General features: G+C 53.3%; 17 protein-coding genes. 6 read left to right on the plus strand and 11 right to left on the minus strand.

Features of this window, described 5'->3' with window-relative positions:
- Positions 1-63: 63 nt before the first annotated feature.
- From rhlE to QNN86_RS05315, 4 genes are all read left to right on the plus strand, one after another.
- Positions 64-1,410 (plus strand): ATP-dependent RNA helicase RhlE, encoded by a 1,347-nt coding sequence (gene rhlE / locus QNN86_RS05300; RefSeq protein WP_096757764.1) that lies wholly within the window; start codon positions 64-66, stop codon positions 1,408-1,410.
- Positions 1,411-1,505: 95 nt separating this feature from the next.
- A complete protein-coding gene (dinG, locus tag QNN86_RS05305) occupies positions 1,506-3,656 on the plus strand; it encodes an ATP-dependent DNA helicase DinG (protein ID WP_414210726.1) in 2,151 nt (716 codons plus the stop codon).
- A gap of 29 nt (positions 3,657-3,685) precedes the next feature.
- Complete coding sequence (gene ybiB, locus QNN86_RS05310) at positions 3,686-4,654, plus strand: DNA-binding protein YbiB (protein WP_414210727.1); 969 nt, start codon at positions 3,686-3,688, stop codon at positions 4,652-4,654.
- A 182-nt stretch (positions 4,655-4,836) separates the two neighbouring features.
- The gene (locus QNN86_RS05315) at positions 4,837-5,922 is read left to right on the plus strand and encodes a malate/lactate/ureidoglycolate dehydrogenase (protein ID WP_414210728.1); all 1,086 of its coding nucleotides are present in this window, start codon (positions 4,837-4,839) and stop codon (positions 5,920-5,922) included.
- Between the two features lie 94 nt (positions 5,923-6,016).
- Here QNN86_RS05315 and ybiJ read toward each other — a convergent pair whose 3' ends face one another.
- The 5 genes from ybiJ to mcbA form a co-directional block, all read right to left on the minus strand.
- The gene (gene ybiJ / locus QNN86_RS05320) at positions 6,017-6,277 is read right to left on the minus strand and encodes a DUF1471 family protein YbiJ (RefSeq protein ID WP_181618969.1); all 261 of its coding nucleotides are present in this window, start codon (positions 6,275-6,277) and stop codon (positions 6,017-6,019) included.
- Between the two features lie 300 nt (positions 6,278-6,577).
- A complete protein-coding gene (locus tag QNN86_RS05325; RefSeq protein WP_182270135.1) occupies positions 6,578-6,844 on the minus strand; it encodes a DksA/TraR family C4-type zinc finger protein in 267 nt (88 codons plus the stop codon).
- A gap of 77 nt (positions 6,845-6,921) precedes the next feature.
- The gene (gene ybiX / locus QNN86_RS05330; RefSeq protein WP_182270134.1) at positions 6,922-7,599 is read right to left on the minus strand and encodes a PKHD-type hydroxylase YbiX; all 678 of its coding nucleotides are present in this window, start codon (positions 7,597-7,599) and stop codon (positions 6,922-6,924) included.
- Between the two features lie 42 nt (positions 7,600-7,641).
- Entirely contained in the window at positions 7,642-9,927 is a 2,286-nt protein-coding gene (locus QNN86_RS05335) for a catecholate siderophore receptor Fiu (RefSeq protein ID WP_414210729.1), read from the minus strand.
- Between the two features lie 288 nt (positions 9,928-10,215).
- Positions 10,216-10,476 carry a DUF1471 family periplasmic protein McbA gene (mcbA, locus tag QNN86_RS05340; RefSeq protein WP_182270132.1) on the minus strand — a complete coding sequence of 87 codons (261 nt, stop codon included), beginning with the start codon at positions 10,474-10,476 and terminating at the stop codon, positions 10,216-10,218.
- Positions 10,477-10,687: 211 nt separating this feature from the next.
- Between mcbA and rlmF the strand changes: the two genes are divergently transcribed.
- Complete coding sequence (rlmF, locus tag QNN86_RS05345) at positions 10,688-11,614, plus strand: 23S rRNA (adenine(1618)-N(6))-methyltransferase RlmF (protein ID WP_096757756.1); 927 nt, start codon at positions 10,688-10,690, stop codon at positions 11,612-11,614.
- On the opposite strand, the gene ybiO is transcribed toward rlmF, so the two are convergent.
- From ybiO to rhtA, 6 genes are all read right to left on the minus strand, one after another.
- On the minus strand, positions 11,611-13,845 hold the full coding sequence (gene ybiO, locus QNN86_RS05350; RefSeq protein WP_414210730.1) for a mechanosensitive channel protein: 2,235 nt from the start codon (positions 13,843-13,845) through the stop codon (positions 11,611-11,613). The two genes, rlmF and ybiO, sit on opposite strands and share 4 nt — an antisense overlap.
- 117 nt (positions 13,846-13,962) lie before the next feature.
- Entirely contained in the window at positions 13,963-14,685 is a 723-nt protein-coding gene (glnQ, locus tag QNN86_RS05355) for a glutamine ABC transporter ATP-binding protein GlnQ (RefSeq protein WP_115258988.1), read from the minus strand.
- Positions 14,682-15,341 carry a glutamine ABC transporter permease GlnP gene (gene glnP, locus QNN86_RS05360; protein WP_096757753.1) on the minus strand — a complete coding sequence of 220 codons (660 nt, stop codon included), beginning with the start codon at positions 15,339-15,341 and terminating at the stop codon, positions 14,682-14,684. The genes glnQ and glnP overlap by 4 nt, the downstream gene beginning before the upstream one ends.
- A 137-nt stretch (positions 15,342-15,478) precedes the next feature.
- The gene (glnH, locus tag QNN86_RS05365) at positions 15,479-16,225 is read right to left on the minus strand and encodes a glutamine ABC transporter substrate-binding protein GlnH (RefSeq protein WP_096757752.1); all 747 of its coding nucleotides are present in this window, start codon (positions 16,223-16,225) and stop codon (positions 15,479-15,481) included.
- Positions 16,226-16,590: 365 nt separating this feature from the next.
- Positions 16,591-17,094: a DNA starvation/stationary phase protection protein Dps gene (dps, locus tag QNN86_RS05370; protein ID WP_096757751.1), complete on the minus strand. Its 504-nt coding sequence runs from the start codon at positions 17,092-17,094 to the stop codon at positions 16,591-16,593.
- A 304-nt stretch (positions 17,095-17,398) separates the two neighbouring features.
- A complete protein-coding gene (gene rhtA / locus QNN86_RS05375) occupies positions 17,399-18,286 on the minus strand; it encodes a threonine/homoserine exporter RhtA (protein ID WP_135912349.1) in 888 nt (295 codons plus the stop codon).
- A gap of 343 nt (positions 18,287-18,629) precedes the next feature.
- Between rhtA and ompX the strand changes: the two genes are divergently transcribed.
- Positions 18,630-19,145 (plus strand): outer membrane protein OmpX, encoded by a 516-nt coding sequence (gene ompX / locus QNN86_RS05380; RefSeq protein ID WP_096757749.1) that lies wholly within the window; start codon positions 18,630-18,632, stop codon positions 19,143-19,145.
- Positions 19,146-19,183 lie beyond the last annotated feature (38 nt).

Raw genomic sequence — 19,183 nt, forward strand, 5'->3', positions numbered from 1 at the left:
TCTCTTTTGCGAGTATCGTCCTGAAAACGACACCGGTAACGGTCAGGGCGGTTCGGAGTAGTTATGTCTTTTGATTCCCTTGGTTTAGATCCTGAAATCTTGCGCGCCGTTGCCGAGCAGGGTTACCGTGAACCTACCCCTATTCAGCAGCAGGCAATCCCCGCCGTGCTGGAAGGCCGTGATCTGATGGCCAGCGCCCAGACCGGCACGGGGAAAACGGCAGGTTTTACCCTGCCGCTGTTACAACACCTCATTACCCATCAGCCGCATGGCAAAAGCCGTCGTCCGGTGCGTGCGCTGATCCTGACGCCAACCCGCGAGCTGGCGGCACAAATTGGCGAAAACGTCCGCGATTACAGCAAGTATCTGAACGTTCGCTCGCTGGTGGTTTTCGGCGGCGTAAGCATTAACCCGCAGATGATGAAACTGCGCAGTGGCGTAGATGTGCTGGTGGCAACGCCGGGCCGTTTGCTCGATCTGGAACATCAAAACGCGGTGAAACTGGATCAGGTTGAGATCCTGGTACTGGATGAAGCGGACCGTATGCTGGATATGGGCTTTATCCATGATATTCGTCGCGTACTGGCTAAACTGCCCGCTAAACGTCAAAACCTGCTGTTCTCCGCAACGTTTTCTGACGACATTAAGTCGCTGGCAGAAAAACTGCTGCATAACCCGCTGGAAATTGAAGTCGCGCGTCGTAATACCGCCTCTGAGCAGGTCAGCCAGCTCGTTCACTTTGTGGATAAAAAACGTAAACGTGAATTGCTGTCACAGATGATTGGCCAGGGTAACTGGCAGCAGGTGCTGGTCTTTACCCGTACCAAACATGGTGCCAACCACCTGGCAGAACAGCTGAATAAAGACGGTATTCGCAGCGCGGCGATCCACGGTAATAAATCTCAGGGTGCGCGTACGCGTGCGCTGGCCGATTTTAAATCCGGCGATATTCGCGTGCTGGTGGCGACCGACATCGCGGCTCGCGGGCTCGACATTGAAGAGCTGCCGCACGTGGTGAACTATGAGCTGCCAAACGTCCCGGAAGACTATGTTCACCGCATCGGACGTACCGGTCGTGCTGCGGCTACCGGTGAAGCGCTGTCTCTGGTGTGTGTTGATGAGCACAAGCTGCTGCATGACATCGAAAAACTGCTGAAAAAAGAGATCCCGCGTATTGCGGTTGATGGCTATGCGCCGGACCCGTCGATTAAAGCCGAGCCAATCCAGAACGGACGCCAGCAGCGTGGCGGCGGCGGTGGTCGTGGGCAAGGTGGAGCAGGCCGTGGTCAGCAGCCGCGTCGCCAGGACGGTGGTGCGCCAAAAGCGAAACCGCGTAACAGTGAAGGCAAACCGGCAGGCGACAAACCGCGTCCACCGCGTCGTCCTCGCAGACCGTCTTCTGCACAGTAATTGCGAGCCCGGCCGAATAGCCGGGCTTTTTTTTTGCGACGCGTATCAGAAAGTGCCACAATAGTGGCTGTTTATACAGTATTTCAGGTTTTCTCATGGCATTAACCGCAGCGTTGAAAGCGCAAATTGCCGCCTGGTATAAGGCGCTTCAGGAACAGATCCCCGACTTTATCCCCCGTGCACCGCAGCGGCAGATGATTGCTGATGTCGCGAAAACGCTGGCTGGGGAAGACGGGCGGCATCTGGCTATCGAAGCGCCGACCGGCGTCGGGAAAACGCTGTCCTATTTAATTCCGGGGATTGCCATTGCCCGTGAAGAACAAAAAACGCTGGTGGTCAGTACCGCCAACGTCGCGTTGCAGGATCAGATCTACAGTAAAGACCTGCCGCTGCTGCGCAAAATTATCCCTGATCTGCGATTTACCGCCGCGTTTGGGCGAGGGCGCTATGTCTGCCCGCGTAATTTAGCGGCCTTGGCCAGTACCGAACCCAATCAGCAGGATTTGCTGGCGTTTCTCGACGATGATCTGACGCCCAACAACCAGGAAGAACAAAAACGTTGCGCCAGGCTCAAAGGCGACCTCGACACTTACAAATGGGATGGGTTGCGCGATCACACCGATATCGCCATTGATGACGGGCTCTGGCAGCGTCTGAGCACTGATAAAGCCAGCTGTCTGAACCGTAACTGTCATTACTACCGTGAATGCCCATTTTTTGTTGCCCGCCGTGAGATCCAGGAAGCCGAAGTGGTGGTGGCAAACCACGCGTTAGTGATGGCGGCCATGGAGAGCGAAGCGGTGTTACCGGAACCGAAAAATTTGCTGCTGGTGCTTGATGAAGGCCACCATCTGCCGGACGTCGCGCGCGATGCGCTGGAAATGAGCGCCGAGATTACCGCGCCCTGGTATCGGCTGCAGCTGGATTTATTCAGCAAACTCGTGGCGACCTGCCTGGAGCAGTTTCGCCCGAAAACCACGCCGCCGCTGGCTAATCCAGAGCGCCTGAACGCCCACTGTGAAGAGCTGTATGAGCTGATCGCCTCACTAAACAACATCCTCAATCTGTACCTGCCCGCCACGCAGGAAGCTGAACACCGCTTTGCAATGGGTGAGCTGCCTGCGGAAGTGATGGAGATTTGTCAGCGTCTGGCGAAGCTCACCGAGATGCTACGCGGTCTGGCGGAACTGTTCCTCAACGATCTCAGCGAAAAAACCGGCAGCCACGATATCGTTCGTCTGCATCGGGTTATTTTGCAGATGAACCGGGCGCTGGGTATGTTTGAAGCGCAAAGTAAACTGTGGCGGCTGGCTTCACTGGCGCAGTCATCAGGCGCGCCGGTGACCAAATGGGTAACGCGCGACGTGCGTGACGGACAGATGCATGCTTGGTTTCACTGCGTGGGGATCCGCGTCAGCGATCAGCTTGAACGTCTGCTGTGGCGCAGCGTGCCGCATATTATCGTCACCTCTGCCACCTTACGCTCGCTCAACAGTTTCTCGCGCCTGCAGGAGATGAGCGGTCTGACAGAAAAGGCGGGAGACCGCTTTGTGGCGCTGGACTCGCCGTTTAATCATGTCGAGCAAGGCAAAATTGTCATTCCGCAGATGCGTTACGAACCGTTGATGGAGAACGAAGAGCAGCATATTGCCGAAATGGCGGCTTATTTCCGCGAACAGGTGGAAAGTAAAAAACATCAGGGCATGCTGGTGCTTTTTGCCAGCGGTCGGGCGATGCAGCGTTTTCTGGAGCACGTGACCGATCTGCGTTTGCTGTTGCTGGTGCAGGGCGATCAGCCGCGTTATCGACTGGTGGAACTGCACCGCAAGCGGGTGGAAAACGGCGAGCGTAGCGTGCTGGTTGGGCTGCAGTCTTTTGCCGAAGGCCTCGATTTGAAAGGCGACCTGTTGACCCAGGTACATATTCACAAAATTGCGTTTCCCCCCATCGACAGCCCGGTGGTGGTGACTGAGGGTGAATGGCTGAAAAGCCTGAATCGCTATCCCTTTGAGGTGCAGAGTTTACCTGCGGCATCGTTCAATTTGATCCAGCAGGTTGGGCGACTCATTCGTAGTCACGGTTGCTGGGGCGAAGTGGTGATTTACGACAAGCGTTTATTGACCAAAAACTATGGTCAGCGTTTACTGAATGCGTTACCCATATTTCCGATAGAGCAACCTGGTGTGCCAGACGTTATAGTAAAACCAAAAGAAAAAGCGAAACCTACACGCCGCCGTCGGCGTTAACGATGCGAGCAACAGGCAAGGAGTTATCGATGGATTACCGCAAAATCATTAAAGAGATTGGGCGAGGTAAAAATCACGCGCGTGACCTGGACCAGGATACCGCTCGCGGACTGTATACCCACATGTTAAACGGCGACGTGCCTGACCTTGAGATGGGCGGCGTACTGATTGCGCTGCGCATTAAAGGAGAAGGCGAGGCGGAAATGCTGGGCTTTTATGAGGCGATGCAAAACCATACCCTTCGCCTGACGCCGCCCGTTGCCAAACCGATGCCTGTTGTTATTCCCAGCTACAACGGTGCGCGCAAGCAGGCTAACCTGACGCCGCTGCTGGCTATTTTGCTGCATAAGCTCGGGTTTCCGGTCGTGGTGCACGGGGTGAGCGAAGATCCGACCCGCGTGCTGACGGAAACTATTTTTGAACTGCTGGGCATTGCACCCACCCTGCATGCCGGACAGGCACAGGCGAAACTTGAGGGACATGAGCCGGTGTTTATCCCAGTGAGCGCGCTGTGCCCGCCGCTGGAGAAACAGCTGGCGATGCGCTGGCGCATGGGGGTGCGCAACAGTGCGCATACGCTGGCGAAATTAGCCACGCCGTTTGCAGAAGATGCTGCGTTGCGTCTTGCCAGCGTGTCGCACCCGGAATACGTGTCGCGGGTAGCGAAATTCTTTGGTGATATCGGCGGGCGTGGCCTGCTGATGCACGGCACGGAAGGGGAAGTGTACGCCAATCCCCAGCGTTGTCCGCAGATAAGCCTGATAGATCATTCCGGTGTGCGCGTGCTGCAGGACAGGCAAAGCGAAATGCCTGACGAGCCGGTGCCGCTGCCGGTAGCAAAAGATCCGGAAACAACGGCACGCTGGATTGAGCGGTGTCTGGCCGGCAGCGAGCCGGTACCGGCCTCGTTGAAAATACAGATGGCCTGCTGCCTGGTGGCAACCGGCGAAGTCGCGACGTTAGCTGAAGGGTTTACCCGCGTCGACCAGTGCTTCTGATGTACTCATCTCCCCGGCGGGCCTGATATACAGGTCCGCCCGTTCCCGCCTTTTCTGCTATTCCTGCTATTTCTGCAATATGAAATTTCTGCACGTTTATTGACCTCCTGAGCGTCGTGGCGCAGCATAGTTTGTTGAAAAATAAGAAACACAACAAACACGCAACATAACAGGAGATAACCATGAACAGTGGACACCGCTTTCATGCGCCTACGCTGCACGCCTTTATTCAGGCCGTTTTTCGTCAGATGGGCAGCGAAGAGCAGGAAGCGCGCTTAGTTGCCGATCATCTGATCGCCGCGAACCTTGCCGGGCACGATTCTCACGGCATTGGCATGATCCCAAGCTATGTTCGTTCCTTTTCGCAGAGACATTTGCAGCTAAACCGCCACGCGAAAGTGGTGAAAGACGCGGGGGCGGTGGTAACGCTTGACGGCGACAGTGCGTTTGGTCAGGTTGCGGCACATGAAGCTATCACGCTGGGAATCGAGAAAGCCCGTCAGTTCGGTATTGCCGCGGTGGCGCTACACAATTCCCATCATATCGGACGCATTGGCTATTGGGCAGAGCAATGTGCAGCCGCAGGCTTTGTCTCCGTTCACTTTGTGAATGTGGTCGGCATCCCGATGGTTGCGCCTTTTCAGGGGCGTGACAGCCGGTTTGGCACTAACCCTTTCTGCGCCGTGTTTCCGCGTAAGAATGATTTCCCCCTGCTGCTGGACTATGCGACCAGCGCCATTGCCTTTGGCAAAACGCGCGTCGCGTGGCATAAGGGTGAGCCAGTGGCGCCAGGATGTCTGATTGATGCTGACGGCGTTCCGACTACCGATCCCGCCGTGATGCAGGTATCTCCGCTGGGCTCGCTGCTTACCTTCGCTCAGCATAAAGGCTATGCGCTGGCGGCAATGTGCGAAATTCTGGGCGGTGCGCTTTCCGGGGGGAAAACTACGCACGAAGACAGTTTGCAGGACAGCGCTGACGCCATCATTAACTGCATGACGACGATCATTCTAAACCCGGAATTATTTGGCGCGCCGGATTGTGACCATCAGGTCGACGCATTTGCGAAATGGGTCAAAGCGTCGCCGCATGGCGAGGACGCCCCGATTCTGCTACCGGGTGAGTGGGAAGTGAATACGCGTGAGGCGCGACTGGTGCAGGGCATCCCGCTGGATGCAGGAAGCTGGCAGGCAATTTGTGAGGCAGCGAAGTTCGTGGGGATGCCGGAGACGGTGTTGCAAGAATTCCGTCATCGGTTGGAACAGTAAGCAAAAAAAAGCCCGTCCAGTGGACGGGCAAACAAAGGGTAACAAACAGGGTCAATGAGGGTTGGAGCATTGGGTCGTGCAGGTAATTCGTCGGTTATTTGTAGATAACCGCAGTGCCGCTCATTTTGTCTTTGCCGACAGCGGACGTAATGCTGTAGCCACTTGCACCCGCAGCGGCCGCTTTTTCAGCCAGTTTGGCTTCCAGGCCATCCAGCGTGCTGGCGCCATCAGCGGATACCACGCCCACTTTATTCATGCTTTGTGCCTGAGTAGAGGTCACAGGCTCGGCAGCGAAAACGCCAAATGACAGGGTAGACAGGGCGATGGCAGCAACAGCATATTTGATATTTTTCATGATTAATCTCTCGCAGGTTATTCTGTTAGTCAGTGTTTTGTTCGGTAGACGTTGTTTTGTCGATGTGAGAAGTATCACGTTTTTTTAGGTGAGAGAAAATCGAATAGAATTGACGACATCAATCAAAAAAATTGAATGACAAATAACTTATTGAATATTAATAAATTCGGAAGACGGATTTACAGTTCTTGTCATTGCGCTTTACAGAGCCAGCGACAACGGCACATTTTGCTACACCCGTCGCGAAAAACCGTGCTCGTAAAGGAAATCGTATGCGCTGAAACTTTTGGTAAAGAAGGGTCAACGTAGCTGGCTGTCTTTCGAACCTCTGCGATTATATCCTGAGTATGCGGCGTTATGTGAATCTTTATCCTGTTGGCAGGTAATGCACAAACGTACCCCTGGAACCGCCTCGCGCCGGGCCTGAGGGATAGGATTGCCACATTCCTCGCATTCATACCGGCTTTCTCCCGTGGGGAGTTCGCCACGGGCGCGGGCGACAGCATCTTCAATAGTATTGTTGATCTGTTCGTTCACCGCGTCGTCATTTGCCCATCCGGATGCCATAGCCTCCTCCGTACAGTCAGTTTGTATAATAATTATAGTGAATGATATGGGCGAAAAACGAATGCACAAGCGCGCAGTCAGATTTCAGACCATTCGCGCAGCAGATTATGGTAGAGATTGAGCAGTGACAGGATCTCAGCGCTTTCTCCGTGATTAGTTTTCAGGGACTGGATGTTCTTATCCAGTTCAAAGAGCATGGCGCGTTTTTTATCGTCACGGACCATTGACTGCACCCACATAAACGACGCTATACGAACGCCGCGCGTCACCGGTGTAACGCAATGCAGACTGCTGGAAGGGTAGAGCACCAGGTCGCCAGCCGGGAGTTTGACCGCATGCTGACCGTAAGTGTCATTGACCCGCAACTCTCCCCCCTCATAGCTGTCGGGGTCACTTAAGAATAATGTGGCGGAAAGGTCGGTACGCATCCAGCCGCTTTCCGGGTGACTACGCACCGCGCCATCAACGTGAAAGCCGTAGGTCTCTGCGTTTTGATAACGATTGAACAACGGCGCGGAGATTGTTTTTGGCAATGCTGCAGCAAAGAACAGCGCGCTGCTGTTCACGGCGGCCAGCACCTCTTTATGTAACGCAACATAGCGCTCGCTCTGCGTATCAATCTGCTGGTTATTTTTGACCTGAGCGCCCTGAGCGCCGGTGGTGGCGCGGCCATCTATCCACTCGGCTGAATCCAACTGTTCGCGAAACCAGGCAACGTCCTGCGGCGATAAGACGCCAGGAATGTGGTACATCATCAGTGTTTCTCCTGAAGTGGGGCTTACGCCCCACGCGATAAATCAGAAATGCATATTGGCGGTGAGCAGGAAGGTTCTCGGCTCACCCGGATGGTAACGGTATCCGCTTTTGTTGATTGAGGAGACATAATCGGTGTCAAACAGGTTATAGACGTTAAGCTGGAAATCGAGATTGCGGTTTACACGATATCCCAGTTTGGCATCCGCGACCCAGTAGCTTTCAGTAAAGGATGGCGTGCCCACCGCGCCGTCCGCACCGCGATGCATACTGCCCACGTAGCGTGCGCCTGCGCCAACGGAAATATCATCCGTGGCCTGATACTGACTCCACAGGGTGAACGCATGTTCCGGGGTATACGGCAGGGAGGATGAACCATCCTGAGCGACGTCTTTACCGTTATGGACCGTGGCCCGCTGCTGAGTGTATCCGCCAATCACCTGCCATGCCGGGGTGATGTTGCCGGCAACCGACAGTTCGTACCCTTCAACGCGTTTCTCCCCATACTGGGAATAGGTACCGTCGTCATTCTGCTCGACCTCGTTCTCAATGTCGGTGCGGAAAATTGCGGCGGTTAACAGCAGGCGCTTGTCCAGTACTTCCCATTTGGTGCCAATTTCGCTGGTCTTTGCTTTTTGCGGTTTAAAATCGGTACGGTTGGCGCTGTTGCCGGTACCGCTCTGGGCGAGGGCAAAATTGCTGCCACCCGGCGGTTGCTGAGAGACCGCATAGTTAATGTAAATGTTGCCGTTATCTGTCAGATGATAAAGCGCACCCGCTTTCCAGTTCACCAGATTACCGGACTTAGCGGTGTCAACGGTGGTGACCGGCGATCCTTTAGCTACGCCTGCCGGGCAAGCGACAGCACCGCGCCCGGATGCACCGCATGCGGTGGCGCTGTCATATTCGGTGCGGTAGTTATCCAGACGAATACCGCCGTTCAGCTCAAACTCACGGGTAATTTGCAGGGTATCGAATGCATAAATGCCGAAGGTGTCGGTCTGGCCGTTGGCGTTGGCACTGTTACGGTTTAATCCACCCACGCTGATGTTGCTGTTGGGATGGTAAATATTTACCGGCGGCGGCGTGATTGGCACCACGCCGTAGTTGGTCTGCGTTTCGCGCGTAAACTCGACGCCGGTACTGATGTCATGGCCAATGGAACCGGTATAAAATTTAGAGGTCAGGTTGGTCTGGTTGGTGAGGATTTTGTTGCTGACATCTTTGGTATTGGCCAGACGCGACCAGGTCCAGGTGTCTACGCTGCTGGTTGGCTGCGTGATATTTGACGCGCCGCCCATCACCGCCGTCATCAGGTAATCTTGTTTGACTCGTGACCAGCGCGTGGTATTGCGCACGGTGGTGCTGTCGCTCAGATCATGCTCAAAGCGCATCGTCGCGGTATCGGTCGTCGAGTCGTCGTAATCCGAATCGGTGCCATAGAAATTATGCGTATCCACTTTCCCTGAATGATTCAGGGCAGAAGTCCCCGCAGAAGGTGCAGAGTACCCCGGCAGGCCGATGGTGGGAACACCGCCGTCCGGCGTGTTGTGCTGGGTGACGTGCAAGTAGTTCAGATACAGACGATTTTCGGTGCCTAAACCAAAGGCGATGGACGGGGCCACGCCGTAACGTTCATTTTTAACGTTATCGCGTCCGGCATCGTGCGTCTTTTCGCCCATCAGGTTTAATCGTGCGGCGGTGGTCTCGCCAATGGCCTGATTGATGTCCAGCGTACCGCGGCGGAACCAGGCGCTGCCGACGCTGGCAGAGGCATCAATGCCGGAGTCAGTGCGCGGTTGCTTGCTGATCATGTTGATGGAGCCGGTCGGCGCGCTGCGGCCATAATCGGTACCGGAAGGACCTTTAATCACTTCAACTTGTTCGGTATTGAAGGTATCGCGCGTCACGCTGCCAATATCGCGAACGCCGTCGATGTAAATGCTGTTCGAGGTATCGGCCCCACGCATATAAATCGCGTCACCGGTGGTGGAGTTGCCGTTTTCACCGGCGAAAAATGCGCCTACGCCCGGCACGTTCTTTAGCGCATCGGTCAGATTTGTTGCCCCTTGATCCTTAATGACCTGCTCAGAAATCACCGTCATGGTGCGCGTCGTATCAGCAACAGGACGGGAGAATTTCGGATCGGCAGAGTGGGTGGGGGCGTACAGCGACGGTTTGGCGGCTTCTACGACCAGCGTATCTTCTTGTTTCTTATCCTGATCGCCTGCGGCGACTGCCTGAGCGACCGGAGACAGGCCGATGCACAGACCGGCAAAAAAGGTGAGTGAATGGAAACTACTGGACGGCAGGTTGCGATTTTTATCCATGTTAATGAGTAGCTTATTATTTTTTGAGTAGAAGGTTTCACTCGTGCGAAGGGACATCTCTTTGGATGTTACGCCTGCAGGTCTCGCCGTAATGAAATGTGTAATTGATAATGATTTTGATAAGCATTATTAATCAGTGCGACTTTTTAGCATTCATTAATTCAAAAATAAATACATTTATTTACATTGGATTCAAAATTCCAACATGATGGTTACAAATTGCGCAGGGAGTGCAGAGAGCAGAAAAGAAAACTGCATTCAGGACGAATGCAGTTAGGCTGAGGGAGGTTACTTGTAGATGGTTGCGGTGCCGTACATCTGATTTTTACCGCCAGCAGTATTCACCACAAAGCCTTTTGCGCCTTGCTCTTTCGCTTTTTCCGCCAGCTTGTCTTCAAGATCGGTCAGGCTTGACGCGCCGGTAGCCGACACGGTTCCGGAAGCCTGTAGCGGGCCGGTGGCAGGACTGGTGTTAGGCGGTGCAGCAAAAGACGCAAATGTCATGCCGGTGAGTACGGTAGCGGCAAGGAGTGTGAGGCATTTCTTCATAATGATATCCTCTGAGAAACAACGGGTAGTGCCTGATAAGTTTAGGACGTCATTGCCGGACGTTTACCGCAAAAAATCGATGGACAACTGAGTGTTTTTTGAACGATTCGTTTTGTGGAAATCCGGCACGAATTATCGATTTTCCGTGCCGTGCGTGTTTACCGCGTGGCGTTATGCGGGTATCTTACGCCGCTGTTAATAGGAGAATGTTATGCCCCCCCAGAAACCGGGATTACACCCACGCAACCGCCACAATGGCCGTTACGATCTTGCCACGTTATGCCAGGTTACGCCCGAATTGACGCAATTCCTCACCATTACGCCAGGCGGCGAGCAGAGCGTTGATTTTGCTAACCCATTGGCTGTGAAGGCGCTGAATAAAGCCCTGCTGGCGCATTACTATGCGGTGGCTAATTGGGATATTCCGCAAGGTTACCTGTGCCCACCGGTACCGGGTCGGGCGGATTACATTCATCATCTGGCCGATCTATTGGGCGAAACGACGGGAACTATCCCGGCGAATGCGAGCGTGCTGGACGTCGGCGTTGGGGCAAACTGTATTTATCCGCTGATTGGCGTGCACGAATATGGCTGGCGGTTTACCGGCAGTGAGACCAGCCAGGAAGCATTGAGCAGCGCACTGGCGATCGTTAACGGCAATCCGGGGTTAACCCGTGCTATTCGTCTGCGCCGTCAGAAAGATTTGTCGTCTATCTTCAACGGAATTATTCATAAGAATGAACAGTTCGAAGCGACACTGTGCAATCCGCCGTTCCATGATTCAGCGGCTTCTGCCCGCGCCGGAAGTGAGCGTAAACGTCGTAACCTGGGACAGGACAAAGACGATGCGCTGAACTTTGGTGGGAAACAGGAGGAGCTCTGGTGTGAAGGTGGCGAAGTGGCGTTTATCAAAAAAATGATCGCCGAAAGCCAGGCCTTTGGTCGCCAGGTGATGTGGTTCACCACGCTGGTTTCACGCGGTGAAAATCTGCCACCGCTGTACCACGCCCTGACGGATGTGGGTGCGGTGAAAGTGGTCAAAAAAGAGATGGCCCAGGGGCAAAAGCACAGCCGCTTTATTGCCTGGACCTTTATGGATAACGATCAGCGTCGCCGTTTTATGGCGCGTCAGCGCTAAATCGTCGGTTCTGTCGGCGGCAGCGGATCGGCTGCTGCCGTGGGGCCATTCACCGGTGCGGGCAAAACTTGGTAGGTCTGTACCGGCGCGCGCACGTTGGCCAAATCAAAGTATTTTTTCACCTGACTGTCGAGCGCAAAGCGTACCGCCCACTGCTTCAGCGGTAAGGTGGTGAATGACACCCGCAGCGTAAACGCCGTATTAGTTAACCCGACAATGCCTGCGAATGACGGCTCGCCAATAATGAATCCGCGAATATCTTCACGCTCCATCACCGCCGTAACGGCATCCTTCAACGCCTGATTGGCTTTATCGGCATCCTCATGGCGGTCCACGTCGTAATTGGCGACGACCGATCCAATACCCCGTACAAAGTTGGCGAAGGTGGTTATCGATGACCACGGGATAATATGGTACGCCCCGGTGTCCTGGCGCACACCGACTGAGCGAATCGACATGCGCTCAACCGTGCCGGTTAGCGGACCGATGGTGACCAAATCACCGGTGTTCATGCCATTTTCAAACTGGATAAAGATCCCGGTAATAATATCTTTTACCAGTGTCTGCGAGCCGAAGGAGATAGCCAGCCCCAGCGCGCCCGCGCCTGCCAGTAACGGGGCAATATTGACCCCAATTTCCGACAGTACGATCATGATAGTGATGGTGCTGATAATCACCGCCAGCGCATTGCGAAACAGCGTCAGCAGCGTACGGGTGCGCGCGCTGGGCAGGGGCCGACCGTGGATATCCGAGGTCAGGCGGTTTTCAATCAGGCTGGCAAGCAGGGTCCAGCCGATAGCGGAGAAGAATAAAATCAGCGCGATACGGATTAGAATATCCACCGTTTTTTCTCCCGCGCCGTAATGCAGCCAGTTCCAGAAGTCGAACAGCCCCCAGGCGTTGAGCAGCAGCATTACCGCGACACAGACCGTCAGGATCCGCGCGATGCTTAACGCCGTCGACAGCCAACCATTCAGGCGTTTTTGCAATTCCGGATAACTGCGCTGGGTGTGCGGTGAAAGCGTGATGGTTTTGGCTATCCAGCGGGAAAACATACCGGAAACAAAGGCGGCGATGCCAATAATCACCAGGCTGCGTAGCGTTGCCCCCATCATAAATTTCAGGCTGTTGCCCGGATCAAACAGAGAAAAGAAAAACAGCACGATGAAATAGGCGCTGGCCAGCCAGTGCCAAACCAGCGCAAAGGCGCGGATAAACAGGCTGAAAAAAGCCAGCGACCTTTCTGCCAGACTCTGCAAATGCTCGGTGATCTCTTTCTTGTTCCTGAAGATCAGATACAGCGCCCACAGCGTAATGCACAGCATGATGATGACGTTAGCCATGGCGCCAACCTGTACATTGACCTGATTCGAGACGATGGGCACCACCACGATCAGCCCGTAGCCAATCAGGCTGCTGAGTGAGCTCAGGCGACGATTCCAGTAGCGTGCGCTTGCAGTCTGAATGTTGAACGGACGCAGCTCGGCTACTGTCGGGCAAAATATCAGGCGTAAAATGGCCTTAAAGAACTCAATCAACGCGAAGGCATTAAGAAACAAACTTTGCTGGAAAGCGATAGTGCGACTGCCGGCGTTCATGCGATCGCTTAAGATCTGCCCAACAAACAGCGTCAGGGCCAGCAGCAATAAATCGATGATGAACGCGCCAATAATCATGGCGGGAAGCTGTAGCCAGTTGCTGCGGTCACGATTTTTTTGCCGCGCCCATTGCCCCATTTTGCGATACAGCGGCAACGCACATAAGCGTACCAGCCAGTAAAACCCGAACACGGATACCGCCAGCATAAAAAAGTGAGTCAGGGCATTGGTGAACGATTGCGGATTAAAGGTTTTGTGCGGCGCGTCGGTAATGTTGCGATAAAGCTGGGCAAATCGGCTGGAGAGGGCTTCGCCGTAGTGGCGGCTGACATCGGTCACGTTCTCGAGTACCGTTTTTTCTTCCGTCAGCGTGGGGGGAACGATAGTGGGGACCGGGTCAGGCGGTGGCGTTGCTGCCACTTTACGTAGCTGGCCTATCAACTCCTGGCGCGAGGCGTCATTCTCCAGCACGTCCGCCAGGGCTCCGTAGGCGGCCTTCTTTTGCTCAACGTCTGGCTCTGCAGCGGGTTCACCTGGCGGGCTGGCAGAGGCGGTGGACGTTACCCCGGGTATCGTGACCGCCTGAACCGGGACGCTCAGTAGAAAAAAACAGATGAATAAGATCCACCGCATGACTCCTCCCATGAGAAACAAACGCAAAAGGATAAGTATAGATGTCAGGACGGGAGGGGGATGAAATCAGAACATTCTGGGGTGAACCTCCCTTCGGGGAGAAGGGAGGTGTCAGCATCAGGAAACGTGCTGTAAAAATTCCTGCAGACGCTGGCTGGGCGGATTTTCAATTAAGGTTTGCGGATTACCGTCTTCGGCAATACGGCCCTTATCAATGAAGATCAGGCGTGAGGCCACTTTTTCGGCAAAGCCGATTTCGTGGGTCACAATCACCATCGTCATACCTTCTTCCGCCAGATCCTGCATGACTTTCAGCACTTCGTGACGCAGTTCCGGGTCAAGGGCTGAGGTCGGCTCATCAAACAGCATCATTTTTGGCTTCACCGCCAGCGCACGGGCGATCGCCACACGCTGTTGCTGGCCGCCTGAAAGCTCAGAAGGGTAGTGATGCGCACGCTCGGCGAGGCCCACTTTAGCCAGTAACTCTTTGGCCTGTTTCTCAGCCTGATCTTTCTTCGCCCCGCGCACGCGCAGCGGCCCAAACATAACATTTTCCAGCGCGGTCAGGTGTGGGAACAGATAGAACTGCTGGAATACCATCCCGGCTTCCTGGCGAATTAACCGCTCGTCGACCTTCGGATCGTTGACCTTCAGACCATCGACAATCAGTTCGCCGGAGGTTATCTCTTCCAGCTTGTTAATGCAGCGCAGCAGGGTCGACTTACCGGAGCCGGAAGGCCCGATAATCACCACCACTTCGCCCTGACCAATATTCAGATCGATGTTATGCAGCACCTGGGTAGGACCAAAATGCTTAGAGACGTTTTTAAATTCAATCACAGGATTTTCATCCTTCTTTCCAGACGACGCAGAACGAAGCTCAGCACCAGCGTAATAATCAGATAGAACACCGCAACGGCGCTCCAGATTTCCAGTGCGCGGAAGTTACCGGCAATGATTTCCTGACCCTGACGGGTCAGTTCAGCGACGCCAATGACAATAAACAGTGAGGTATCTTTAATGCTGATGATCCACTGGTTACCCAGCGGTGGCAGCATGCGACGCAGCGCGAGCGGTAAAATAACGTGACGAATAGTCTCTGTGCGTGAGAGACCCAGCGCCAGCCCGGCTTCGCTGAAACCTTTATGAATTGAGAGCACTGCGCCACGGGTGATTTCCGCGATGTAGGCACCGGAGTTAATCATGATGGTGACGACGGCGGCGCTGAAAGGATCAATGCGTAAGTCGTTAAACGCCATCGGCAGGGCGAAGTAAATAAACATCACCTGCACAACAATGGGGGTGCCGCGGATGACTTCGATAAATACCAGCGCAACGTGGTTGGCTATCCAACCGCCGAAGGTACGTGCAAAACCTGCTGCCAGCCCGATGACCAGGCCGCCAGCCAGACCGAGGACCGAAATCCACAGGGTCATTTTGGCGCCTTCAATCAAGAGCGGAATGGCGGGCCAAATGGCACTCCAGTCAAACTGCATATGTCGTTCCTGTTACCGTGGTGTAAATATTCAAATGCCTGTTTTGCCGGATGCGCCAGGCTTATCCGGCCTACAGGTCTCAAATCTGCTGGTGTAGGCCCGGTAAGCTTCGCGCTACCGGGCAACATCGCGAGTTATTATTTAGGTTCAGTACCGAACCATTTTTTGTAGATTTCGTTGTATGTGCCGTTCTCTTTCAGCGTTTTCAGCGCGCCGTTCACTTTCTCACGCAGTTCGTCGCTGCCTTTCGGGAAGGCAATACCGTACTGTTGGGCTTCCAGAGAATCGCCTACGGCTTTGAACTGGCCGTTGCCCGCAGTTTTGATGAAGTAAAGAATGTTTGGTGTGTCGTGCAGGACGGCATCTGCGCGGTTAGTGCCCAGTTCCATATACGCGTTATCGATGTTCGGGAACTGACGCAGATCTTTGGTTTTGATGTTTGCTTTCGCGTAATCGACAGAACCGGTTCCGCCTTTAACCGCAACCACTTTGCCATCCAGATCTTTCACGCTTTTCACGTCGTTATTGTTAGCTTTAACCATCACTAACAGGCCGCTTTTGTAGTAGCCGTCAGAGAAGTCGATCGCTTTTTTACGTTCTTCGGTGATGGTAATACCTGCCAGCGCCAAATCGATATTTTTGGTTTGCAGCGCAGGGATGATGCCGCTGAAATCCATCGGTTTCAGTTCATAATCCAGCTTCAGCTCTTTGGCCACGGCAGCCCACAGATCCACATCAAAACCGACGTATTTGTCACCCTGCTTGAATTCAAACGGAACAAAAGCGGTGTCAGTTGCGACAACGAGTTTCTTATCCGCGGCATGAGAAGACACCGCAAAAGCCAGGGTAAGTGCAGCCAGTGAAACTTTTAATACAGACTTCATAGGATTTCCTTTTATATCCACGGGGCGATCCCCTGCGAGAACATATGTCTTAATGAAATAATCGTGCCAATTTTGCAACTTATTGTTTTAACAAGAAGGTGTTACGTTTTGCTGCACAATAAGTAGGGCAAAGCGGGCAGCCTGCACCGTTTCGGGGCACTCATTTGGTGCGTGAAGGGGGCGGCACAAACGATATGACTATTTAGCGTAAAAATTGTTGATAAAACAATCTTTCGTTAACGATTGTGTGAGGTGATTATTACAAATATTTTACTTTACAGTGATAATCGATCAATGTTATGCACTAAAAAAGTGCAAAACCCCCGCCGGGGCGAGGGTTATATAGGAATTTCTTATCATGACCGTTATTCGATGTTGGCTTCGATAAACCACAAGAATTTGTCGAGATCGCGCGACGCAGCGGTGAAAATATCGGCGGTATCTTCATCTTTGGCTTCACTAATAGCTTTACGCACGCTGTTAGCGACCACGGCATAGCGTTCAGCCAGCTCTTTTAAGTGATCCTGCACGCTGTGAATATCCAGCGGGTAACTTTTCAGCGACGTTTTGCTGTTAATAACCTGCGTTGTCCCCAGCGCTACGCCACCTAACTGCACGGCGCGCTCGGCCATGGTGTCGAGGTGGTCGGTTAACGCGGTACGAAAGCCATCCAGCATTTCATGTACGGCAATAAAATTAGCGCCGCGCATGTTCCAGTGCGCTTGTTTGGTGATGAGTGACAGGTCGATGAACTGGATCACCTGCTGATTCAACAGCTCCACGGTCGCTTTCTTATCACTGTCGGATACATCGTTACGGGTATAAAGAAGGGGGGATGCTTTTGTTTTTACCAGTTTTGCGGTACTCATAATCTCATATCCTCTTGATATCTATGTTCCAGGTCATTCAACGAGAGTAAGTATAGACCTAAAATTAGTTTTAATTTTCTGGCCTTACCTATCACTTTAATAGCGAACAGGATGGGAAATATAAATATTCAATTGGATCATATGCATAAGTGCAATTGTAATCTGTTGTCAGCTATTTTTTCTGGATGTTTATATTCGTAGGAAATAGGAATTGAGAAACAATGGCGGTATAAGAATAATAATCACTGAGATAAACAAAAGGCTATTCTGCATGATTATGCAAACCATGCAGAATAACGGCAGGTTAATTCACGTCAAGTTGCTTAATTTGCGGCTCTTTACGGATGGTGAGCGTAGAGCCCATTGACGCGGCAATAATGGCTCCCAGCGCCAGCATTTGTACCATCGTCAGCGTTTCTCCGAGGAAGATCATGCCGGAAACAGCCGCCAGCGCAGGCTCCATGCTCATCAGCGTGCCAAAAGTGCGCGTAGGCAGGCGCGTTAAGGCGATCATTTCCAGCGAATAGGGCAGCGCCGTAGAGAGGATGGCGACCGCTAAGCCCAATGGCAGAATCGACCAGTGCCACAGCGCATCTCCGGCCTGAATAGCGCCCAGCGGCACGAAAATGATCGCTGCAATCAGCGACCCTACCGCCACGGTTGCCGGGCCATGCTCTTCACCAGCACGCTGGCCGGTAAGAATATAGACTGCCCAGCAGGCACCTGCGCCCAGCGCCAACGCGGCACCGGTTAAGTCAACGTGCGACACGTCCTGACCCAACGGCAGCAGGAACCAGAGCCCGAGTACGGCCAGTGCGACCCAAATGAAATCCACTGGGCGTCGGGAAGAGAACAGCGCGACTGCCAGCGGTCCGGTGAACTCCAGCGCCACGGCAATACCGAGCGGGACGGTCTGAATCGACAGGTAGAAGAGATAGTTCATCCCACCCAGCGACAGACCATAAAACAGCAGAGGAAGACGCTGCTCTTTGGCAAAGCGTAACCGCCAGGGTTTAAAGAATGCGATGAGGATTAGCGTTCCCAGTGCCAGACGTAGCGCGGTAACGCCTGGTGCGCCGACAACAGGGAATAGCGACTTCGCCAGTGATGCTCCGCTTTGTATAGAGGACATTGCAATCAGCAGAACCAAAATAGGTAACCAGACTGGCGTTTTACGTGACGACCCCAGCATCCTTTCTCCTGTCAATTTAAGTAAAAGAGCGAGTGTACTGGAAATACACGCAGGTGGTTGAGTATTCGTTGAAAAAAAAACTGCACAGATCCGTACAATGGCCTGAAAGTGATGGATTAATAATCTGCGTGATTAGGAATTTTCCGGATGAATGTGCCGTATTGTGCGCGCAATAATGGCATTATTCGTTATAAAAGTGATGTAAATTGAAAGAGATAGTGGGTGTTTGAAATGTTCTGTTACATGAAAACCCCCGTTAGACATCGCTAATCGCAAAGAGTTTCCCATCAATTTTTGGTATATTTAAAACTTAAGATTTACTTGAAGCACATTTGAGGTGGTTATGAAAAAAATTGCATGTCTTTCAGCACTGGCCGCTGTTCTGGCTTTCTCCGCAGGTTCCGCTGTTGCGTCTACTTCTACCGTGACCGGTGGTTATGCTCAGAGCGATGCTCAGGGCGCTGCGAATAAAATGAACGGTTTTAACCTGAAGTATCGCTACGAGCAGGACAACAACCCGCTGGGCGTAATCGGTTCTTTCACTTACACTGAAAAAGATCGTACCGATGCTTCTGGCGACTACAACAAAACCCAATACTACGGCATCACTGCAGGTCCTGCTTACCGTCTGAACGACTGGGCAAGCATCTACGGCGTTGTTGGTGTTGGCTACGGTAAATTCCAGAACGCAGCATCTCCTGCTGACAACCACAGCACCAGCGACTACGGTTTCTCTTACGGTGCGGGCCTGCAGTTCAACCCGATCGAAAACGTTGCTCTGGACTTCTCTTACGAGCAGAGCCGTATTCGTAGCGTTGACGTTGGCACCTGGATTGCTGGCGTGGGTTACCGCTTCTAATCACTTCGGTGATATGAAAAATCCGCCTCGAGGGGCGG

Origin of the sequence: Citrobacter sp. C348, from assembly GCF_047467975.1 — a bacterium.
Classification (GTDB): Bacteria; Pseudomonadota; Gammaproteobacteria; order Enterobacterales; family Enterobacteriaceae; genus Citrobacter; species Citrobacter gillenii.

Coding starts and splice junctions, on each gene's coding strand:
- ybiX (WP_182270134.1), bottom strand. CDS start 7,599: ATGATGTACCACATTCCTGGCGTCTTATCGCCGCAGGACGTTGCCTGG.
- QNN86_RS05315 (WP_414210728.1), top strand. CDS start 4,837: ATGAACAGTGGACACCGCTTTCATGCGCCTACGCTGCACGCCTTTATT.
- glnH (WP_096757752.1), bottom strand. CDS start 16,225: ATGAAGTCTGTATTAAAAGTTTCACTGGCTGCACTTACCCTGGCTTTT.
- glnP (WP_096757753.1), bottom strand. CDS start 15,341: ATGCAGTTTGACTGGAGTGCCATTTGGCCCGCCATTCCGCTCTTGATT.
- mcbA (WP_182270132.1), bottom strand. CDS start 10,476: ATGAAGAAATGCCTCACACTCCTTGCCGCTACCGTACTCACCGGCATG.
- QNN86_RS05325 (WP_182270135.1), bottom strand. CDS start 6,844: ATGGCATCCGGATGGGCAAATGACGACGCGGTGAACGAACAGATCAAC.
- dinG (WP_414210726.1), top strand. CDS start 1,506: ATGGCATTAACCGCAGCGTTGAAAGCGCAAATTGCCGCCTGGTATAAG.
- rhlE (WP_096757764.1), top strand. CDS start 64: ATGTCTTTTGATTCCCTTGGTTTAGATCCTGAAATCTTGCGCGCCGTT.
- ybiJ (WP_181618969.1), bottom strand. CDS start 6,277: ATGAAAAATATCAAATATGCTGTTGCTGCCATCGCCCTGTCTACCCTG.
- QNN86_RS05335 (WP_414210729.1), bottom strand. CDS start 9,927: ATGGATAAAAATCGCAACCTGCCGTCCAGTAGTTTCCATTCACTCACC.
- rhtA (WP_135912349.1), bottom strand. CDS start 18,286: ATGCTGGGGTCGTCACGTAAAACGCCAGTCTGGTTACCTATTTTGGTT.
- ybiO (WP_414210730.1), bottom strand. CDS start 13,845: ATGCGGTGGATCTTATTCATCTGTTTTTTTCTACTGAGCGTCCCGGTT.
- rlmF (WP_096757756.1), top strand. CDS start 10,688: ATGCCCCCCCAGAAACCGGGATTACACCCACGCAACCGCCACAATGGC.
- ybiB (WP_414210727.1), top strand. CDS start 3,686: ATGGATTACCGCAAAATCATTAAAGAGATTGGGCGAGGTAAAAATCAC.
- ompX (WP_096757749.1), top strand. CDS start 18,630: ATGAAAAAAATTGCATGTCTTTCAGCACTGGCCGCTGTTCTGGCTTTC.
- dps (WP_096757751.1), bottom strand. CDS start 17,094: ATGAGTACCGCAAAACTGGTAAAAACAAAAGCATCCCCCCTTCTTTAT.